General features: G+C 70.5%; 18 protein-coding genes and 1 pseudogene. 12 read left to right on the top strand and 7 right to left on the bottom strand.

Annotation, left to right across the window (positions count from 1 at the left end):
• Positions 1–232 precede the first annotated feature (232 nt).
• The 3 genes from BJ998_RS42075 to BJ998_RS49455 are packed head-to-tail and all read left to right on the top strand — an operon-like array spanning position 233 to position 3,409.
• Positions 233–499 carry a hypothetical protein gene (locus BJ998_RS42075; RefSeq protein ID WP_184869711.1) on the top strand — a complete coding sequence of 89 codons (267 nt, stop codon included), beginning with the start codon at positions 233–235 and terminating at the stop codon, positions 497–499.
• Between the two features lie 55 nt (positions 500–554).
• Positions 555–1,460, top strand: coding sequence for a DUF3048 domain-containing protein (locus tag BJ998_RS42070; protein ID WP_184869710.1), 906 nt, complete (start codon positions 555–557; stop codon positions 1,458–1,460).
• Positions 1,433–3,409: a HEAT repeat domain-containing protein gene (locus BJ998_RS49455; protein WP_184869709.1), complete on the top strand. Its 1,977-nt coding sequence runs from the start codon at positions 1,433–1,435 to the stop codon at positions 3,407–3,409. Before BJ998_RS42070 ends, BJ998_RS49455 begins: the two co-directional genes overlap by 28 nt.
• Positions 3,410–3,468: 59 nt before the next feature.
• Here BJ998_RS49455 and BJ998_RS49675 read toward each other — a convergent pair.
• A pseudogene (locus BJ998_RS49675) lies at positions 3,469–3,552 on the bottom strand (FAD-dependent monooxygenase); the annotation flags it as partial.
• Between the two features lie 103 nt (positions 3,553–3,655).
• On the opposite strand from BJ998_RS49675, the gene BJ998_RS42055 reads away from it, so the two are divergent.
• Positions 3,656–4,645, top strand: a complete 990-nt coding sequence (locus BJ998_RS42055) for a quinone oxidoreductase family protein (RefSeq protein WP_184869708.1) — start codon at positions 3,656–3,658, stop codon at positions 4,643–4,645.
• A 129-nt stretch (positions 4,646–4,774) separates the two neighbouring features.
• Positions 4,775–5,572 (top strand): lysozyme, encoded by a 798-nt coding sequence (locus BJ998_RS42050; protein ID WP_184869707.1) that lies wholly within the window; start codon positions 4,775–4,777, stop codon positions 5,570–5,572.
• On the opposite strand, the gene BJ998_RS42045 is transcribed toward BJ998_RS42050, so the two are convergent.
• Positions 5,573–5,896, bottom strand: a complete 324-nt coding sequence (locus BJ998_RS42045; RefSeq protein WP_184869706.1) for a hypothetical protein — start codon at positions 5,894–5,896, stop codon at positions 5,573–5,575.
• 125 nt (positions 5,897–6,021) lie between these two features.
• Here BJ998_RS42045 and BJ998_RS42040 point away from each other — a divergent pair, with 125 nt between their 5' ends.
• Both BJ998_RS42040 and BJ998_RS42035 read left to right on the top strand, forming a co-directional pair.
• Positions 6,022–8,358 carry a transglycosylase domain-containing protein gene (locus BJ998_RS42040; RefSeq protein WP_312890646.1) on the top strand — a complete coding sequence of 779 codons (2,337 nt, stop codon included), beginning with the start codon at positions 6,022–6,024 and terminating at the stop codon, positions 8,356–8,358.
• A 67-nt stretch (positions 8,359–8,425) separates the two neighbouring features.
• Complete coding sequence (locus BJ998_RS42035) at positions 8,426–9,091, top strand: hypothetical protein (RefSeq protein WP_184869705.1); 666 nt, start codon at positions 8,426–8,428, stop codon at positions 9,089–9,091.
• A 48-nt stretch (positions 9,092–9,139) separates the two neighbouring features.
• Here BJ998_RS42035 and BJ998_RS48880 read toward each other — a convergent pair whose 3' ends face one another.
• The gene (locus BJ998_RS48880; protein WP_281393484.1) at positions 9,140–9,694 is read right to left on the bottom strand and encodes a transglycosylase family protein; all 555 of its coding nucleotides are present in this window, start codon (positions 9,692–9,694) and stop codon (positions 9,140–9,142) included.
• A gap of 652 nt (positions 9,695–10,346) precedes the next feature.
• On the opposite strand from BJ998_RS48880, the gene BJ998_RS42025 reads away from it, so the two are divergent.
• A complete protein-coding gene (locus BJ998_RS42025; protein WP_184869703.1) occupies positions 10,347–11,297 on the top strand; it encodes an AraC-like ligand-binding domain-containing protein in 951 nt (316 codons plus the stop codon).
• Here BJ998_RS42025 and BJ998_RS42020 read toward each other — a convergent pair.
• On the bottom strand, positions 11,261–11,812 hold the full coding sequence (locus BJ998_RS42020) for a flavoprotein (protein WP_184869702.1): 552 nt from the start codon (positions 11,810–11,812) through the stop codon (positions 11,261–11,263). The two genes, BJ998_RS42025 and BJ998_RS42020, sit on opposite strands and share 37 nt — an antisense overlap.
• A 171-nt stretch (positions 11,813–11,983) precedes the next feature.
• Between BJ998_RS42020 and BJ998_RS42015 the strand changes: the two genes are divergently transcribed.
• Positions 11,984–13,237 carry an MFS transporter gene (locus tag BJ998_RS42015; protein ID WP_184869701.1) on the top strand — a complete coding sequence of 418 codons (1,254 nt, stop codon included), beginning with the start codon at positions 11,984–11,986 and terminating at the stop codon, positions 13,235–13,237.
• Between the two features lie 38 nt (positions 13,238–13,275).
• Positions 13,276–13,848: a TetR/AcrR family transcriptional regulator gene (locus BJ998_RS42010; RefSeq protein ID WP_184869700.1), complete on the top strand. Its 573-nt coding sequence runs from the start codon at positions 13,276–13,278 to the stop codon at positions 13,846–13,848.
• An 82-nt stretch (positions 13,849–13,930) separates the two neighbouring features.
• On the opposite strand, the gene BJ998_RS42005 is transcribed toward BJ998_RS42010, so the two are convergent.
• Positions 13,931–14,368, bottom strand: coding sequence for a MarR family winged helix-turn-helix transcriptional regulator (locus BJ998_RS42005; protein ID WP_184869699.1), 438 nt, complete (start codon positions 14,366–14,368; stop codon positions 13,931–13,933).
• 76 nt (positions 14,369–14,444) lie between these two features.
• Here BJ998_RS42005 and BJ998_RS42000 point away from each other — a divergent pair, with 76 nt between their 5' ends.
• Positions 14,445–15,050 carry a maleylpyruvate isomerase family mycothiol-dependent enzyme gene (locus tag BJ998_RS42000; protein ID WP_184869698.1) on the top strand — a complete coding sequence of 202 codons (606 nt, stop codon included), beginning with the start codon at positions 14,445–14,447 and terminating at the stop codon, positions 15,048–15,050.
• On the opposite strand, the gene BJ998_RS41995 is transcribed toward BJ998_RS42000, so the two are convergent.
• A complete protein-coding gene (locus BJ998_RS41995; RefSeq protein WP_184869697.1) occupies positions 15,047–15,571 on the bottom strand; it encodes a hypothetical protein in 525 nt (174 codons plus the stop codon). The two genes, BJ998_RS42000 and BJ998_RS41995, sit on opposite strands and share 4 nt — an antisense overlap.
• 207 nt (positions 15,572–15,778) lie before the next feature.
• On the opposite strand from BJ998_RS41995, the gene BJ998_RS41990 reads away from it, so the two are divergent.
• The gene (locus BJ998_RS41990; protein WP_184869696.1) at positions 15,779–16,612 is read left to right on the top strand and encodes a GNAT family N-acetyltransferase; all 834 of its coding nucleotides are present in this window, start codon (positions 15,779–15,781) and stop codon (positions 16,610–16,612) included.
• A gap of 5 nt (positions 16,613–16,617) precedes the next feature.
• Here the strand turns inward: BJ998_RS41990 and BJ998_RS41985 are convergent, their stop codons facing one another.
• On the bottom strand, positions 16,618–17,193 hold the full coding sequence (locus BJ998_RS41985) for a TetR/AcrR family transcriptional regulator (protein ID WP_184869695.1): 576 nt from the start codon (positions 17,191–17,193) through the stop codon (positions 16,618–16,620).
• Positions 17,194–17,287: the final 94 nt, after the last annotated feature.

Genomic DNA, 17,287 nt, shown 5'->3' with positions numbered 1-17,287 from the left:
TGTGCACTGACACGGTTCGATACGCGGCGGGGCGGCCCGCGGTTCACGATCCTGGCGCCTCCATCTGGGATTCTAGCACTACAACTTCAGTGACAATTGAAATCAAATCGCCGGATCAAACCTTGCTCAAGTCCGTGGATTCCGGGCCACGACAGGGAGAACACTCCGATGTCACAGGTCGCGGACCCGGGGTCAGGGGGACACCGCCGACGCGACCGCAGGAGGTGACGTCATGGCGTTCAGCCTGCTCATCCTGGTCGGCATCACCCTTCTCATCGCCGGCATCGCGGCGGCGGCCCGTGGTGGCCGGCGCCGGCCGAACATCAACGACAGCTACTTCGTGCCCGGCGTTGAGAACACCACCGGCCACCATCACCACCACGGCGTCTTCGGCGGCCACACCGGACACCACCACGACGGCGGCGGCTTCGGCGGGCACCACGACGGCGGGGGCTTCGGCGGCGGTTTCGACGGCGGTGGCGGCGGCCACCACGGGTGACCTGATCGTGTGATCGGCACGGCCGTGGCGGGCCCGGATGGCGTTAGATGGGGGCATGGCGCGAATCTGGCTGGTGCCCGCCGCGGCGGTGCTGCTGCTGGTCTCGTCCTGCTCGGGCCGGTCCGCCGCGCCCGAACCGACGACCACGACGGCGGTGCCAGCGGGATCCGCCCTGGTCGTGAAGATCGACAACGTCGCGGCGGCCCGGCCGCAGACCGGCCTGACCATGGCGGATGTGGTCTACGTGGAGCCGGTCGAGGGCGGCCTGACCCGGATCGCGGCGGTGTACCTGGGCAAGCTGCCCCCGGTGATCGGCCCGGTGCGCAGCGCCCGTGAGACGGACATCGACCTGCTCGGCCAGTACGGCCGGCCGACGCTGGCGTGCTCCGGCTCGGCCCCGCAGCTGGCGCCGTTGCTGCGCAACGCCGGCATGGAGACCGGCTGCCAGAGCGCCGTGCCCACCGCGTACTTCCGGGACAGCAGCCGGCAGTCGCCGCACGACCTGTTCGTGCACCCGGACAAGCTGCCCAAGGGCGCCGGCACCGTCACGCCGGAGCAGACCGGGCCCGCGCCGGCCGGCGGCACGCCGGTGACCAAGCAGCACGAGCAGGTGGCGTCGGTCGGCTTCGACTTCGAGTGGTCGGACCAGAAGTGGCTGATCTCCATGGACGGCAGCCCGCTGACCACGACCGACGGCGGCCGGGTCGGCGCGGCGACCGTGGTGGTGGAGAAGGTCACAACCCGCGCCGGCACGGTTCCCGGTGACGCGGCGGGCAATCCGTCGCCGGTCGGGGTCACCGTCGGCAGCGGACCCGCGACCGTGTTCCGGGACGGGAAGTCGTTCCAGGCCACCTGGTCCCGGCCCAGCCGCACCGACGCGACGATCTTCGCCGACGCCGCCGGCAACGCCGTGCCGGTGGCCGATGGTCCACTGTGGATCCTGCTCGCGCCGGTGTCCTGACGGTGGCGAGCGAGCAGTACACGCCCCTGGACGGGCTCGACGACATCCCGTGGGCGCAGCTCCGGCACGCCTACGGCAAGGCGTCCGACATCCCGCGCCGGCTGCGGGCCCTGGCCAGCAACTGGAACATGCGCGAGCAGCTGGACGGCATCGAGGGCGCGCTTTTCCCGCTGGACGGGGGAATCTGCTCGGCGAGCGCGCCGACGGTGCCGTACCTCATCGAGCTCGTCGGGACGCCGAAGATCCGGATTCGGGCCGACGTCGTGGAGATGCTCGGCCGGCTCGTGATGAGGCTGAACGACCGGAGGTGGCGGTCGGACCCGGATGCTATCGCCTGCCGGGAGGCGCTGCTTTCCCTGCACGACAAGGTGATCGCGCTGGCGAAGGAGCGCAATGCCAACGTGCGCAGGGAAGCCCTCACGCTGCTGTGGCAGTACGCCGCGTTGTCGCCCCGTGCCGAGGAAGTCGAGAAAGCGTTGGTGGCACGGGACGCGCGGGAGAAGGAGCTGACGATCCGGGTCAAGTCGCGGCTGGAGGGCGCCCTGGCCGGCCGGACCGCCGTGCTGCGACTCGCCGCGGTGTCGGACGAGCCGCTGCGACTGGCGAACCTGATGGCACGCCGCATGTTGGACCGTGAATCGGTGCCAGCACAGGAATTGGTGGACGCCGCCCTCGCGTCGAACCTACCCCGCGGGGCCTATGCGGCGTGGAGCGGCAACGGGCGTCGGCTGGTCCAGGCGCTCTGCCCGGACGACGACGTCACCGCGCGAATGGAGATCATCCGGCCGCTGCTCGTGCAGGGCACCGGTGGCGTGTTGGCCGGTGCGCTCGAAGCGGCCGGCGACGTGATGGCGAAGTCACGCTCGGCCACGAGGTCGTTGCTGCCGCTGCTCGGACAGTTGCTGTACAACGACGATACGCAGGTCCGGACGCTGGCCGCCGACCTGCTCGCGGCCGTCGGCGAGGCGGGCATTCCCTATGCGGACCGGCTCGCCCATCTGCTCGGGGACGGGGACCAGGCCGTCGAGGAGGCCGCGACCTGGGCGTTGGTACGCCAGGGCGACGAGCGTGCCGTGCCGTCGGTTCTCCGTGCCGTCAAGGAGAACGGCGACAAGTTCGGCTACTACCACGCGTCCGGCTTCGAACCGGATCTCGGTGACATGGCGAAGGAATGTGCGCCGCGCTACCCGGAACGCGTGGTGCCGGTGCTGCACGCCGTACTCGAAAAGTGTGGCCCTGAACCGACTTCGGTGCAGTATCAGCTCTGGCGAGCCCTCGCCGCGTGCGGCCCGGCCGGTTACGGCGCGGAGGACGCGCTGACGCTGATGCTGGCGTCGAAGCGGCCCGAACCGGCGCTGATGGTCTTCGAGGGCGTGGGTTCGGCGGCCGCGCACCTGGGACCGTGGATCGAGGCGCTGGTCCGGGTCGTCGACGACGAGTGGCTGGCGCTGTGGGCCGCGCGGGTGCACTGCCTGGTCACCGGCGACAAGGCAGTGCTGCGCGAGGTGCTCGACGGCCTTGGGGCACCGGATGACTGGCGCTTCGCGCACGCGTTTGTGCGCTCGGCCGCGCTGCTCGATCCGGCCGAGCGAGCTCCGGTGCTGGCGCGGGCCGAGAAGTGGGTGCGTGACAACAGGGATCGGTGGGGCATGTTCGGCGTGCCGGAGATCGTCGTGGCGTGCGGCGACACCGAACTCACCCTGGCCGTGCTGGCGCACGCCCTGGACGCCCCCGAGTACGAGCCCGTGATCTTGGAGGCCCTCCGGGCGGTCGCGGAGCTGGGGCCGCCGGCGAAAGGCCTGCGGCCCCGGGTGTTGGCGCTGCTGGAACGGGACGAGCGGCTCACCAAGCCGACCGGCCTGCGCTCGATCGTGCTCGACGACCAGATCTCTGCTGCGGCCCTGGACGCGCTCAACGCGATCGATCCCGGGCCGACAAGTCGACGGTGAGCTTCTTCGACGGCGACCGTGGGGAACCCCGGCGCGCAGTCGGAGTCCAGCAGGGTCCGCACGCCCCAGCGGGCCAGCAGCGCACGGGCGGTGAGCCCGACGGGGCCGCCGCCGACGATCAGCACGTCGGTCTCGTCGGTCATGTGACCAACGTCCCTCAGTCGACGGCGGCCGACAACGTCTGACCGGACGAGTGAAAGAGGTAAAAGTGATACGGTTATTTCATCCACGACCGAGGAGCCCGACATGCGTGCCATCCAGTACCACCGCTTCGGCGACTACGACGTCCTCGACCTCGCCACCGTGCCCGAGCCCGCGGCCCGCGACGGGTGGGCGGTCGTCCGCATCACCGTGGCCGGCGTCAGCCCCCTCGACAACACCGCCAGGCTGGGCAAACTCCCCGACGGCGCGGTCAAGCCGTTCCCGGTGATCCCCGGCGCCAGCGGCGTCGGCGTGCTGGTCGAGCCCGGTAGCTCGGGCCTGTCGGTCGGCGCCAGAGTGGCGCTGGGCAACGGCCGGTACGGCCTCGCCGTCGACGGAGTCTGGGCCGAGTTGGTCGCCGTCGACCCGGCGCACCTCGTGCCGATCCCGGACGCCGTCGACGACATCGCGGCCGCCGCCCTGACCACCGGCTCCGGCCAGCTGACCGCGCTGCTCGCCCTCACCGACGTGGTCGGCTTCCGTGCCGGCCAGACCGTGCTCGCGCCCGGTGTCGGGGGAGCGGTCGGGCAGGGCGGCGTCGAGGTCGCCCGGGTGCTCGGCGCGTCCCGTGCCTTCACCACCGCCACCTCCAGCGCCAAGGCCGCGCTCGGCCGCGAGGCCGGCTTCGAGGTCATCGACCTGTCCCGGGAGTCGCTGCGCGACGGCGTGGCAAGGCTCACCGACGGCAAGGGCGTCGATGTCGTGCTGGACGGTGTCGGTGGCGCGATCACCGGCGAGGCGCTCGGCGCGCTCGCGGTCGACGGGTCGCTCGTCAGCATCGGCTACGCGGCCGGCATGACGAGCACGATCAACGTCACCGACCTGATCTGGAAGAACGCTCACATTCACGGCTTCCGGTTCGCCCTGTTCACCCCGGAGCAGGTCAACGCCGGTAACTCAAGGTTGCTGGAATTGCTGGCGCAGAAGGAGATCAACCCGATCGTCGACCGGGTGTTCCCGCTGGCGGAGGCCGCCGAAGCGCAGCGGCACCTGATCGAGGGTGGGCCGTTCGGTCGCGTCCTGCTTTCCGTCTAAAGAGGAAGGCGATCACCCAGCGTCCACAGTGCACACGAAAGGCTTAACCTCACCGGCGATATGTGCAGTTCGAACCGATCGGGGTAGGCCTCGGTGAACAACAGAGGCTCTAGCTTCCTGGAGGTCACCATGTCCTACCCTGGTCGGCTGGCCGTCCTGCTCGCGGCACTGTTGCTGGCGGCGACCGGTATGGCCGCCGCGAGCGCGGCGCCCGGCGACGACGACCACGAGATGGGCTCGCAGATCGCCCTCGTCGAGGGCCGGACGATGCCGGCATCCCAACCGTTGACCGCGCAGGTCGCGCAGACGCCCGGCATGGACGTCAGCAGCCACCAGGGCAACATCGACTGGAAGGCGGTGGCGGGCAAGGGCGGCAAGTTCGTCTACGTCAAGGCGACCGAGGCGACGACGTACACGAACCCGTTCTTCAACCAGCAGTACACCGGCTCGATCGGGGCCGGCCTGATGCACGGGGCGTACCACTTCGCCGTGCCCAACCAGTCCGGCGGGCAGGCGCAGGCCGACTACTTCGTCGACCACGGCGGCGCCTGGTCCCGTGACGGCATGACCCTGCCGCCCGCGCTGGACATCGAGTACAACCCGTACGGCGCCACGTGTTACGGCCTGAGCCAGGCCGCGATGGTGGCGTGGGTGAAGGCGTTCAGCGACCGGGTGCTGGCCCGGACCAAGCGGTTCCCGACCATCTTCACCAGCACCAAGTGGTGGACCCAGTGCACCGGCAACAATCCCGGCTTCGGCGCGAACAATCCGCTGTGGATCCCGTTCTACGGCAGTTCCGTCGGCGCGCTGCCGGCCGGCTGGGGTTTCCTGACCATCTGGCAGTTCGCGGACAAGGGCACCTTCCCCGGTGACCAGGACCGCTTCAACGGCGCCTACGACCGGTTGAAGGCGCTCGCCAACGGCTGATCAGCCCTCGCTGACGGGGCCCGCTCGCCATGACTGCGAGCGGGCCTCGTATTCTACTTTTTGGGCGTAGCGAAGGGCTTCCAGTCGGATCCGGTTGGCCTCGTCGCACACCAGCCGCAGCAGCCGGTTCGGCACGTCCGGTCCGGCCGCGCCCGCGGCGAGCCGCTGGTACGCCCCGATCAGCTGGCTGCGCAGCTCGGCCAGCTCCTCGACGAGCTCCTCGCGCTCGGCCTCCAGCGCCCGCACCTGTTGGCGCAGCTCCCACACTCGCCGTGCCGGCATGCGGCCGGGGACGGCCCCCTCGAACGCCTCGCTGACGGACATGCTGCAGCGTGCCCAGACCGGCGGCGACTACTCCGCGCGAACGACAAACCACCCGATCGAGGAGTGCTCAGTTGTTTTCGCATGCAACCGCCGGGAACTTCTCAAGGGAACGAAAGGGGGCTGCCGTGCGGCGACTGTGGTTGGTGACGAAGCTGATCCTGGCGTGCGTGGTGGCGGGGTCGTGCCTTGCCGGCATGGCGCTTCCGGCCGCCGGCGGCCTCGGGCTGCTGTCCAACGCGACCGGGGATGCGGTGCATTCGCTGGCGTTGGCGCTGGAACGGGGCAAGCCGCCGTACGCCTCCGTGCTGGAGGCGACCGACGGCACACCGATCGCCTACCTGTACGACCAGTACCGGCTGGACACGCCGTCCGACCGGATATCGCCGAACATGAAGGTCGCCATGGTGGCGATCGAGGACAAGCGCTTCTACAGCCACCACGGGATCGACCCCGCCGGCACGATGCGGGCGCTGATCAGCAACGAGGCCAGCGGCGAGACGTCGCAGGGCGCGTCCACGCTGACCCAGCAGTACGTGAAGAACTACCAGATCCTCGTCACCGCGCGGAACAACAAGAAGGCGCAGGAGCAGGCGCGGGCCCTGACCGCGGTGCGCAAGCTGCGCGAGGCGCGGGTGGCCGTCGAGCTGGACAGCCAGCTGAGCAAGGACGAGATCCTGACCAGGTACCTGAACCTGGTGACGTTCACCGGAAACACCGACGGCGTGGCCGCGGCCGCCCAGGTCTTCTTCGAGACCACGCCGGACAAGTTGACCGTCACGCAGGCGGCGCTGCTGGCCGGTGTGGTCAACAACCCCGTCGCGTACAACCCGTGGAACCACCCGCAGGCGGCTCTGCAGCGCCGCAACGCCGTGCTCGACGCGGAGGTGTCGATCGGCAAGCTCGACCCGCAGATCGCCGACCAGGCCAAGAAGCAGCCGCTCGGCGTCGTCGCCGACCCACGGGTCCCGGCCAGCGACTGCGTCGGCGTGAAACCGGGCTTCGGCTTCTTCTGCGCCTACGTACGGGATTACCTCCGCAGCGCCGGGTTCACGACGGACCAGCTGCGGACCGGCGGCTACCGGATTCGGACCACTGTGGACGCCAAGCTGACCGGCCTGACCAAGGGGGCCGTCGACGCGAACGTGCCGCCGCGGACGCCGGGCATCGCCAACACCATGGTCGTGATCCGGCCCGGCTCCGACTCGCACGAGGTCGCCGCGATGGTCGCCAACCGCGAGTACGGGGTCGACGCCGCCGCCGGCCAGTCGATGACCAACCTGCCGGTCGAGGTCAGCGACCCCTTCGGCGCCGGCTCCATCTTCAAGCTCTTCACCACCGCGGCGGCCATGGAGCAGGGCAAGGTCGGGTTGAACACCCCGCTGCCCAACCCGAACAGCCAGTGCTTCATGCCGCCGATCGTCGACGAGTACACCGTCTGCCACACCGTGCAGAACGACTACGTCGGCTACCCGAATCCGATCACGCTGGAGAACGCGCTCGCCACGTCGCCGAACGTGGCGTTCACGGACCTGGAGCTGCGGGCCGGCCTGCCGTCGGTGCTGACCATGGCGTACCGGCTGGGACTGCGCCGGACGCTGGCCGCGTCCGAGGCGGGCAGCCCGCCGACGACCGACCCGGCCGACGAGCGGTCCCAGAAAGCCGAGTACAACTCACCTCAGCGGGACTACTTCCGCAACAACCCGTCCTTCACGCTGGGCGTGAGCGCGGTGAGCCCGCTGGAGCTGGCCAACGTGATGGCCACGCTCGACGACAGCGGCAAGTGGTGCCCGCCCACGCCCGTGCGCCAGGTGCTGGACCACGACGGGCGGCCGGTGGCGCTGCCCCACCAGGAGTGCGAGCAGGTCGTCGCGCCGGCGCTGGCCGACACCGTGATCCGGGGCCTGGCCAAGGACACCACCGAGGGCACGTCGGCGACCTCGGCGCTGAAGGCGCACTGGACCCGGCAGCTCGCCGGCAAGACCGGCACCACCGAGTACAACGAGTCCGTCGGCTTCGTCGCCGGCCTGCGGCACTACGCGGTGTCCTCACTGGTGTTCGCGGACGGGTCGGCGCCGGCGCCGATCTGCGCGTCGAAGCCGCCGCGCCTCGATTCCGACGACAGCGGATGCGCCGGCGCCTTCGGCGGCTCGCTGGCCTCGCCGCCGTTCTTCGCCGCCTTCGGCAAGCTGCTCGGCAACTCGCCCGACTCGGGGCTGCCGGCCGCGGATCCCGGCTACCTCGACGCGCGGCCGCACGGGCCTACCGCGCCGTGGGTGGTCGGCACCGCTGTGCAACATGCGCAGGACACCTTGCGACAGGCCGGTTACGCGCGGGTGGACGTCTCGCCGCAGGAGTCGGACAGTCCGAAGGGGACGGTGCTCGGGCAGTCGCACGCCGGGGCGTTCCCGACGGACACGGCGATCACGCTGATCGTCAGCGCCGGCCACGACGTGCCCCGTTGACCACCCACACGGGTGGCGTGCGAATCGGTTTAGCGGGGAAACCTCCTGGTGGACGAAGGAGCCCAAGATGCTGATCGACGAGGTCTCAAAGCGGCAACCGCGAATGTTCCGAGTCCGGTTCCGGGGCTACGCGCGGGAGCAGGTTGATGACGAGATGACCGCGGTGGACGAGGAACTGCGCGCGACGCGGGCGGATCTGGAGGCGACCACCCGCCGGTGCGACCACCTGACCGAGACGCTGGAGCAGACCCGCTCCGACCGCGACGCGGTCCTGCGGCAGTACCAGGAGCTGGCCCAGCGTGCCGAGAAGATGCAGGCCGAGCTGGACCAGTTGCGCCCCGACCCGGACAAGCGGCTGGCCCAGACGCCGGCCGCGCAGCACATGCAGCGGATGATCGAGAACGCCGAGCAGGAGGCCAACCTCATCCGGCGGGCGGCGATCGAGCAGTCCGAGCAGCTGCGGGAGCGGGCCGAGGAGCTGCTGCGACAGCGGGTCGAACTGGTCGAGCAGACCGAGCAGGAGACGCAGCGCTGCCTGGCCAAGGCGGCCGAGCAGGCCAGCCACATCGTGCAGCAGGCGGTGGAGCAGTCGCAGCTGCTGCTCAAGGAGATCCAGGAACGCCAGGCGGCGTTCGACGCCACCTATTCCTCGTTCGAGGGGGCGGCGCCCGATCTGGTGCCGGCGCCCCGGCAGGACGTCTCCTCGGAGTTCGAGCAGCCCGTCGACGTCTGAACACACGAAAAGGCGGGCCGAGCGTGAAACGCTCGGCCCGCCTTTTCGTCACCTGGTGGCGATCCGGTCGCCGGCGAATATCAGGTCGGGATTGGTCAGGAAATTCGTGTTCAGCGCGACCAGTCGCTGCCAGCCGCCCTCGACACCGAGCCTTTCCGCGATGCCGCTGAGGGTGTCGCCGGGCTGGATGGTGTAGTCGCCGGCCGGGTTTCCGGTGGATCCCGGAGCCGTCCGGACTGTCCTTGGCTGCACCCTGGTGGTCACATGACGCTGAACCGTCGCATGGCGACCGCCGCCGCGCGCGCAATGCGGCCACGCACCCGGTCCCTGGCTGCGCAGCACGTTCTCGGCGACGCGGATCTGCTCTTCCCTGGTGGCCTGGCTCGCCGCCCCGACACCGCCGTTGGCGTGCCAGGTTCCCGGCGTGAACTGCAGGCCGCCGGAGAAGCCGTTGCCGGTGTCGGCCGCCCAGTCGCCGCCGCTCTCACACGCCGCCACCGCGTCCCAGTCCAGCCCGGACGCGGCCGCGACCGCGGGACTGGCCAGCGTCGCGACGCCCAGCACGAGACCGATGGCGAGCGAATTCTCCCGAAGAGAGGACATCGATGTCTCTCCCACCGCGCCCGAGGTGGTATCGCCTTCTCCGCCCGGTGGTTCCCTTCGTTCGACAATGGAACGCGGCATGGTTTTCGGGCGGAGTTCGGCGCTTCGCCACACCGTCGGAGCACGGGTCCTTTTCGGGACCCGGCGACAACGTATGTGTGGGGGACCTGGTGTGCAAGGCAACACTTCGTGGAATCACCTGGAGTGATGGTGTCGTGGGAATAAACCCGCGTCACCCGCTCGGTGGATAATTGAGTTGAAATCGGTTTCGGGGGTACCCCCGCCGGGCGACCGCAAAATAATGCTTTGACGCCTCGGCCCCGGGTCGGACAGGATCATGCCGCACCACGAACCGAGGAGCCGGTCATGAGCAGCACGCGACAGCACAGGGCGCAGCCCGTCGTAGCCGTGTCGCGCTCGTATCGGCCGTGACCTGAGTTCGTTTCCCTGAGCCATTTTCCGACGCTCGTCTCCGCCGCGCCGTGCCGTGGCCGACGCGAGTTGTGGGTCCGGCCGCCCCTGTCGTGGGGCCGGCCGGACCCGGCCAAGGTGGAGACGGGGTGGTCGGGGTGACCGAGTGGCTCCGATTCCTTACACCCTCCGCACCAACGGGTGGCGTGCGTCATCGGCGCGTGCCTAGCCTGGCGGCACCATGGATGCGCCTCCTCGACCCGCCCTCGCCGTCACGGTGTCCACTTCGGACGTCGACGGACGGGATGCGGCGGCGTACTGGCGTGACCTGGTCTGCGCGAGGTTCGTCGAGGTGGCGGTCCGGCCGGCCGCTCACGACGGCTTTGCCGGAGTGGTCAGGCACCGGGAGGTAGCGGGCATCGGGTTTGCGCGGCTGGCGTCGCAGGCGCAGCAGGTGGACCGCACGTGGGGGCTGGTCGCCCGCAGCTCTGAACATCATTTGCTGGCGAATATCCAACTGCGCGGGCAGGGGTTCTTGGCGCAGGACGGTCGTAGTGCGGTGCTGGCGCCCGGCGCACTGGTGTTTGTGGACAGTGCCCGGCCGTACACGATGCAGTTCGACGGGGAGTTCGCGCAGCTGGTGATCCGGGTCCCGGTGTCGATGCTGCCGCGCCGGACACTGGCCGACGCCACCTCGGTGCCGCTGGACGGCCCGGCCCGGCTGGTCACGGACTTCCTGCTGGGATTGGACGATGTGGATCCAGCGGTGGTGTCAGAGTTCGTCCCGCACACGCTCGGCTTGCTCGACACGGCGCTGGGCTGGGCAGCCCGGCGCACGGCGGGGGAGCGGTCCCAACTCGCGATCACCCGGGAGCGCGTGCACCGGTTCGTACGGGAAAACGCGTGCGATCCGGACCTGGACGCCGCATCGGTGGCGGCCGGGTGCCGCATCTCGAAGCGGACCCTGTTCCGGGCGCTGGCCGACGACGAGCCGTTCACGTCGCTGATGCGCCGACTCCGGGTGGAGCGGGCGCAGCAGACGCTGCGCTCCAACCCGCGGTTGCCGCTGGCGGCGGTGGCGCAGCAGTGCGGGTTCGCCGGCGCCGCGCAACTGCACCGGGCGTTCCAGCGGGTGACGGGCGGCACGCCGGGCGATCACCGCAGGCGCTCGGCGACCTTCGACACGAACTGAGGTGGCGTCGGCGGCGTCGGCCCTGTGACGAACCGCCCGAGCGCGACGTCGTAACGCGGCCCGACGGCAGGGTTGACGATCTCGTGCCCGTCCTCGCGAAGCAGGGCGGCGTTGCGTTGCACGGAGGGCTTGGCCCACATCTGGGCCGACATGACCGGGAAGAACACCACCGGCGTCGGGAACTCCAGCACGGTGGTCGTCAGCAGGTTCGGCGCGCCGCCGATGGCCGCCGCGGCGAGGGTGTTCGCCGTCGCGGGCAGCACCACGAACAGGTCGTGCTCCTCGGCCAGGGTGACGTGGTTGGAGCGCGCCCACGTCGTGGGATCGCCGCCGGTGACGACCCGGTCCGCGAACAGGCCCATGGTGGACGCGGGCAGGAAGGTCGTCGCGCTGTGCGTCATGAGCACCGTGACGCTGCCGGAGAACTCCGTCCGCAGCGCGGACAGGAACATGGGCAGGAACGCGACGGCGCCGGAGCCGCTGGCGCCGATGAGCAGGTTGCCACCGAAGGTCATGCGCCCATCCTCGAATTCCGCCGGCCCAGTGGGGTCGCCGAACGTGCCACCGCTGCTGACGGAACGTGCCAGCGGGCTGCGGCGCAGGTCACTTGACTGAGTGGACAGGTCTGTCTACTGTCGGTCCCAGTCGATTGAACAGACCTGTCTACTCATCTCGGAGTGTGTGCCATGACCCAGGCCATCACGCGGACCCGCGCCGACCGCGGCCGCCACGACACCCGCCCTGGGGCGGTCGCGCCATCGGAGGCCAGAGGTCGGTCCGGCACGGCCATGCTCCTACTCGCCTCGGTGGTGGTGTCGCTGCTCGCCGCGTCCAGCGCGCCGACCCCGATCTATGCCATCTACCAGGCGGAATGGGGCTTCTCGCCGATCACCACGACCATCGTGTTCGGCAGCTACGCGGTGTCGGTGCTGGCGGCGCTGCTCACCGTGGGCAAGCTGTCCGACCACGTCGGCCGCAAGCCCGTGCTGCTGGTGACACTGCTGGTCGAGGCGGCGACGATGATCGTGCTGGCCACCGCGGGCGGCGTGCCGGGGCTGCTGGTCGGCCGCGTCATCCAGGGCCTGGCGACCGGGGCCGCGGTCGGCGCGATCGGGGCGATGATGCTCGACATCGACGCCAAGCGCGGCCAGCTCGCCAACGCCCTCACGCCGGGCATCGGCACGGCAACGGGCGCGGTGCTGTCGGCGCTTCTGGTGAGCTTCCTGCCGGCGCCCACGCACCTCGTCTACTACGTGCTGTTTGCGCTCTTCCTGCTGCAGGCGCTGGGCGTCGTCTTCATCCGTGAGACGGTCACGCGCGCTCCCGGAGCTCTGGCCAGCCTCAAGCCGGAGATCGCCCTGCCGCGCACGGTCCGCTCGCACCTGATGGCCGCCGCCCCGGTGCTGTTCGCGGCGTGGGCGCTGGCCGGCCTGTACGGCGCGCTCGGGCCGGCGCTGCTCGGCAAGCTCATCGGCGGCAACAACACCATTCTGGCCGGTGTGCTGCTGCTCGCGTTCGCCGGCATCGCCAGCGCCATGGTGCTGGTGTTCCGCTCCGTCAGTCCGACGGCCGTCATGCTGACCGGTTCGATCGCGCTGTTCGTGGGCGTCGCCGTCACCCTGGCCGCGCTCGGCATCGGCTCGGTGGCGCTGTTCTTCGTCGGCACCGTGATCGCGGGCGCCGGCTTCGGTGGCGGCTTCCAGGGCGGCATCCGGATCGTCGTCCCGCAGGTCGCGCCGCACGAGCGGGCCGGCACTCTGTCGCTGCTGTACGTGGTGTCCTATCTCGGCTTCGGGGTGCCCGCGGTGGTCGCCGGCGTGCTGACCGTGCACGGCCCGGGCCTGTTCGGCGCGGCCGAGATCTACGGCGTGGCCGTGATGGTGCTCGCCCTGCTGGCGCTGGCCGCCCTGGTCCGGGCACGCCGCACCAGCGTGGCGTAAACTGAACAGATCTGTCTGGTATGAGGGAGTGGATGTCAATGGCGACGACCACGGGCCGGCTGTCCGCGCGTGAGCGTCTGCTGGCGGCCGCTGACGAGCTGTTCTACAACGAGGGCGTGCACACGGTCGGCATCGACCGGGTCATCGAGCAGGCCGGCGTCGCGAAGGCCTCGCTGTACAACACGTTCGGCAGCAAGGACGAGCTGATCCACGCGTACCTGAAGGCCCGGCAGGACCGCATCGCCGAGCGCATCATGGTGGCCGTCGACGCCGCCGAGACGCCGCGGGAGAAGCTGCTCGCCGTGTTCGACGGCCAGATCGCGGTGTACGCCGAGAGCGGTTACCAGGGCTGCGCCTTCCACCGGGCCAGCGCGGAATCGCGCCCGGGTGACCGCATCGACCTGGCCACCCGGGACTACCGGGCCTGGGTGCGGGCCCTGTTCACCGAGCTGGCCGAGCAGGCCGGCGTCGCCGATCCGACGCTGCTGGCCACGCAACTGCAGATGGTCTTCGACGGCAACGGCACAGCCAGCCGCAACGACCGCAGCCCGGCCAGCACGCCCATCGCCCGGGCCGCCGCCGAGACGCTGCTCGACGCCGCACTGGCCTGACGAAGCCGCCACGGGGTGCTCGGAACGGACCATTCCTCAACTCCGAGTTGAGGAATGGTCCGTTCCGAGCGATGGTGTGGGTCTAGGCGTACGGGTCGGTGATCTCCCGCAGCCGGCTGAGGACCTGCCGTAGCTGCGCCATCTGCCGCTTGCCCAGGTGTGCCTCCCACTCGGCCTCGACCTCGGCCACCGCGGCGGCGGCGATCGGCAGCGCCTCCTGGCCGCGGGCGGAGATGCGGACCAGCCGGGCCCGCTTGTCGGTGGGGTCGGGCACGCGCTCCACCCAGCCGGCCTTCACCAGCTGGTCGACCAGGAAGCCGGCGGTCTGCTTGGTCACCTGGGCCTGCTCGGCCAGCTCGGTCAGCCGCGTGCCGTCGGGGCCGATCCGCTGCACGATCTTCATCTGCGCGGCGGTGATGTCGCCGTAGCCGGCGCGGTCGAGCGCCTCGATCACCCGGTTCTCCAGCCATCGGTAGGGGATGTACAGCAACAGGCCGGTGTTGAGCCCGTCGTCCGCCACGGAGCCTCCTTGACATGGTCAGAGACGCTGACTAATTTGGTCAGAGTCTCGTACCAATGATACGGGGAGGCCCGGGGTGGACCGCGAGCGCAGCTGGCAGGTCGTGGAGCAGGAGCGGCGGTATCTGGCCGACCTGCTGGAGTCGATCGCCGAACCGGACTGGGACCGCCCCTCGCTGTGCGCCGGCTGGCGCATCCGGGACGTCGCCGCGCACGTGGTGCTCGCGCCGCAGCACCCGGGGCCCGGCCGGATGCTGGTCGGGGCGGTGCGGGCCCTCGGCCGGTTCAACAAGCTCAACCACGACATGGCCGTGCGGCACGCGTCGCGGCCCGGCGCCGACCTGGTCGCCGAGCTGCGCGAGCATGCGGCGTCGCGCCGACTGCCCGTCGTCACGACGTACCGCAACATCCTCTTCGACGTCCTGGTGCACGTGCAGGACATCGCGATCCCGTTGGGCCGTCAGCATTCCATGCCGGCCGACGCCGCCGTGGACGGCGCGAACCGGGTGTGGCAGACGGGCTGGCCGTTCTGGGCCGCCCGGCGGTTCGCCGGCACGCGCCTGGTCGCCACGGACGTGACGTGGAGCGTCGGCGACGGACCGGACGAGATCCGCGGCCCGATCGACGCGTTGCTGCTCCTGCTCACCGGCCGGACCACGGCCATGGACCGCCTGCGCCCCTAGCAGTCCCGCGCGAACTCCCACACGCCTTCGGCGTTGGCACCGGGGATGGCGTTGTAGTTCCACCACTTCGCCACCCAGAGATGGCCGCCGTAGGCGACGACCGAGCCGCCGTCGTAGGCGGTGTCGCGCCGCCACGTGGACACTGGGCACCGGCGGGTCGTTGTCGGCGCGGGTGTGGTCGTTGTCGTCCGGCGCGTCGACGTCGTTGTTGTCGTGACGCGGGTGGTCGTGGTGCGCCGCGTGGTCGTCGTCACCGGCGGTGGGGGCGTCGTTGTCGTCGACGGCGCCGTGGTGGTGGTAGTGGTAGTGGTCGTCGTGGTGGTGATCGTCGACGACGCCGCGAGCGGGAACGCCGTGTTCGTCGCGGGCGCCGGCTCGGCGACCGGCTCGGGCTCGAACGAGTTGGTCGTCAGGAAGATCAGCGCCGAGCAGGCCAGTGCGCCGGCGGTCGCCGCCCAGACCAGCAGCCGGTCGTGCCGGTGCGGGTCGCCGCCAGGGGGCTCGGGATCTAACGGGTCCATCGGGGCGGGAGCATACGCCCGGCGTCGCGGCCCGCCGTGGCGGACTCGCCGGGGTGATCCGGCCCGCCGTGGCCGGACTTCCGGTAACGGGTGTCACCGGCCCGGCCAAAGGGGTAGCTGAGACAACCTCACGCGTCCCATCTCCTGGCCGGCCGTGACCGCTCCCGTTAGCGTCGGGCTCGGAGTTTCCCTCGAAGGAGTCGTGCCATGAAGCGCAGAGCTGTGGTCAAGGCCGGCCTGGCCGCCGGATTTGCCCTGTTGTCGACCGCGCAGACGGCGTTCGCCGCGTCCGGTTCCGATCTCGCCGACCGGGCCAACGCCGGCTGGTTCCGGGCCACCGCGGAATTGATTTCCGTCCAACCGCAGGCGGTCGTGAAGAGCTCGGGCGGCAGCGCTTTGATGGTCAGCGGATTCGCTCAGGCGCGGGCCAACGGCGTGTTCGCGGTCTCCAGTCACCCCGACCGTGACCGAATGGCGAAATTCGCCGCCGAAATGCCGTCCTTCCACCGACCGTGGGTCATTCGCGTGCGCGGGACCGTCTCCGCCGACGACGTCGCCGCCCGGCACGGGCTGAACACAGTGGACCACCGCGACCTCACCGCGCTGCCGGCCTCGGACTACCGGCCCCTGATCGGCTCGCCGGCCGGCGTCATCATTCGCCGCGTCGACGGCTCCGCCGCCGCCACGTTCCTCGACATCGCGGTCGCCGCCACTGGCGTTCCCACGGACAGCGTGCGCAACCAGTTCATCCCCGAAGTCTTCGACTCGCCGACCGCCAGCCCGTACCTGGTGTACGTCGACGGCAAGCAGGTGGCTTCCGCCCTCGGCGTCCGCAGCGGCGACACCGTCCTCCCCGTCTATCTGTTCACGCGGCCCGAATACGCCGGTCACGGCTACGACGTCCTCGCCACCTCCGCCGCCCTCCGCGACGCCTTCACCCACGGCGCCGACCTGGCCGTCGCTCCGGCCGACCCCAGCACCCGGCCCATCCTCGACGCCCTGCACTTCCGCACCGTCGACACCTGGACCACGTTCTCCTGACGTCGTCAGGCCAGGCCGTGCAGAACCTGCCGGGTGGCGGCGTCGATGACGCGGCGGTTGGCGAGTTCGTCGGCGCCGAGCAGGGGACTGGCGGCGGTGACGATGCCCTGGATCAGACGGGCCCGCAGCTCGGGCTGGTCCACGCCGAGGTTGGTAAGGGCGGTGACCAGCGGCGCGAACAGGCGGGAGTGCTCGGCCATGATCCGCTCCTGGGCGGCGGGGCCGAGGGCGTGGCCGGCGAGCACGACAAGAGCGGAGTGCCGGCCGTCGGCGAGCATGCGCAGCTGGGTGCGGACGAAGGCGGTGATCCGGTCGGCCGGGTCGGCGTGCCGGTGGATCTCGGCCTCCAGCTCGGTTATCCAGCGGGGGAGTTCGTCCTCGACCATGGCGGCGACGAGGTCGTCACGGGAGCGGAAGTACTCGTAGAGGCTGGGCCGGGACAGGCCGACCTGGGCGGCGAGGGCGGACAGCGTCAGCGCCTCGGCCCCCTGCGCGGCGACGAGCTCCCGGGCGGCTTCGAGCAGCGCGCGCAGCCGCTGCGCCCGGTGTTCGGCGACGGTCGGCGCGCTGATCTTCGGCACGGGACCGAGTCTATCGGCTTTGTTCGGCTCCCCGAGTTTGTTCGGCTTCGCGGGTGATTTGCCAGACAAACGCCTCCTGTTCAACGATCGAGGG

Source organism: Kutzneria kofuensis (assembly GCF_014203355.1).
GTDB lineage: Bacteria > Actinomycetota > Actinomycetes > Mycobacteriales > Pseudonocardiaceae > Kutzneria > Kutzneria kofuensis.
Note: the sequence above shows the minus strand (reverse complement) of the source record. Positions and strands in the feature narration are given on the sequence as shown.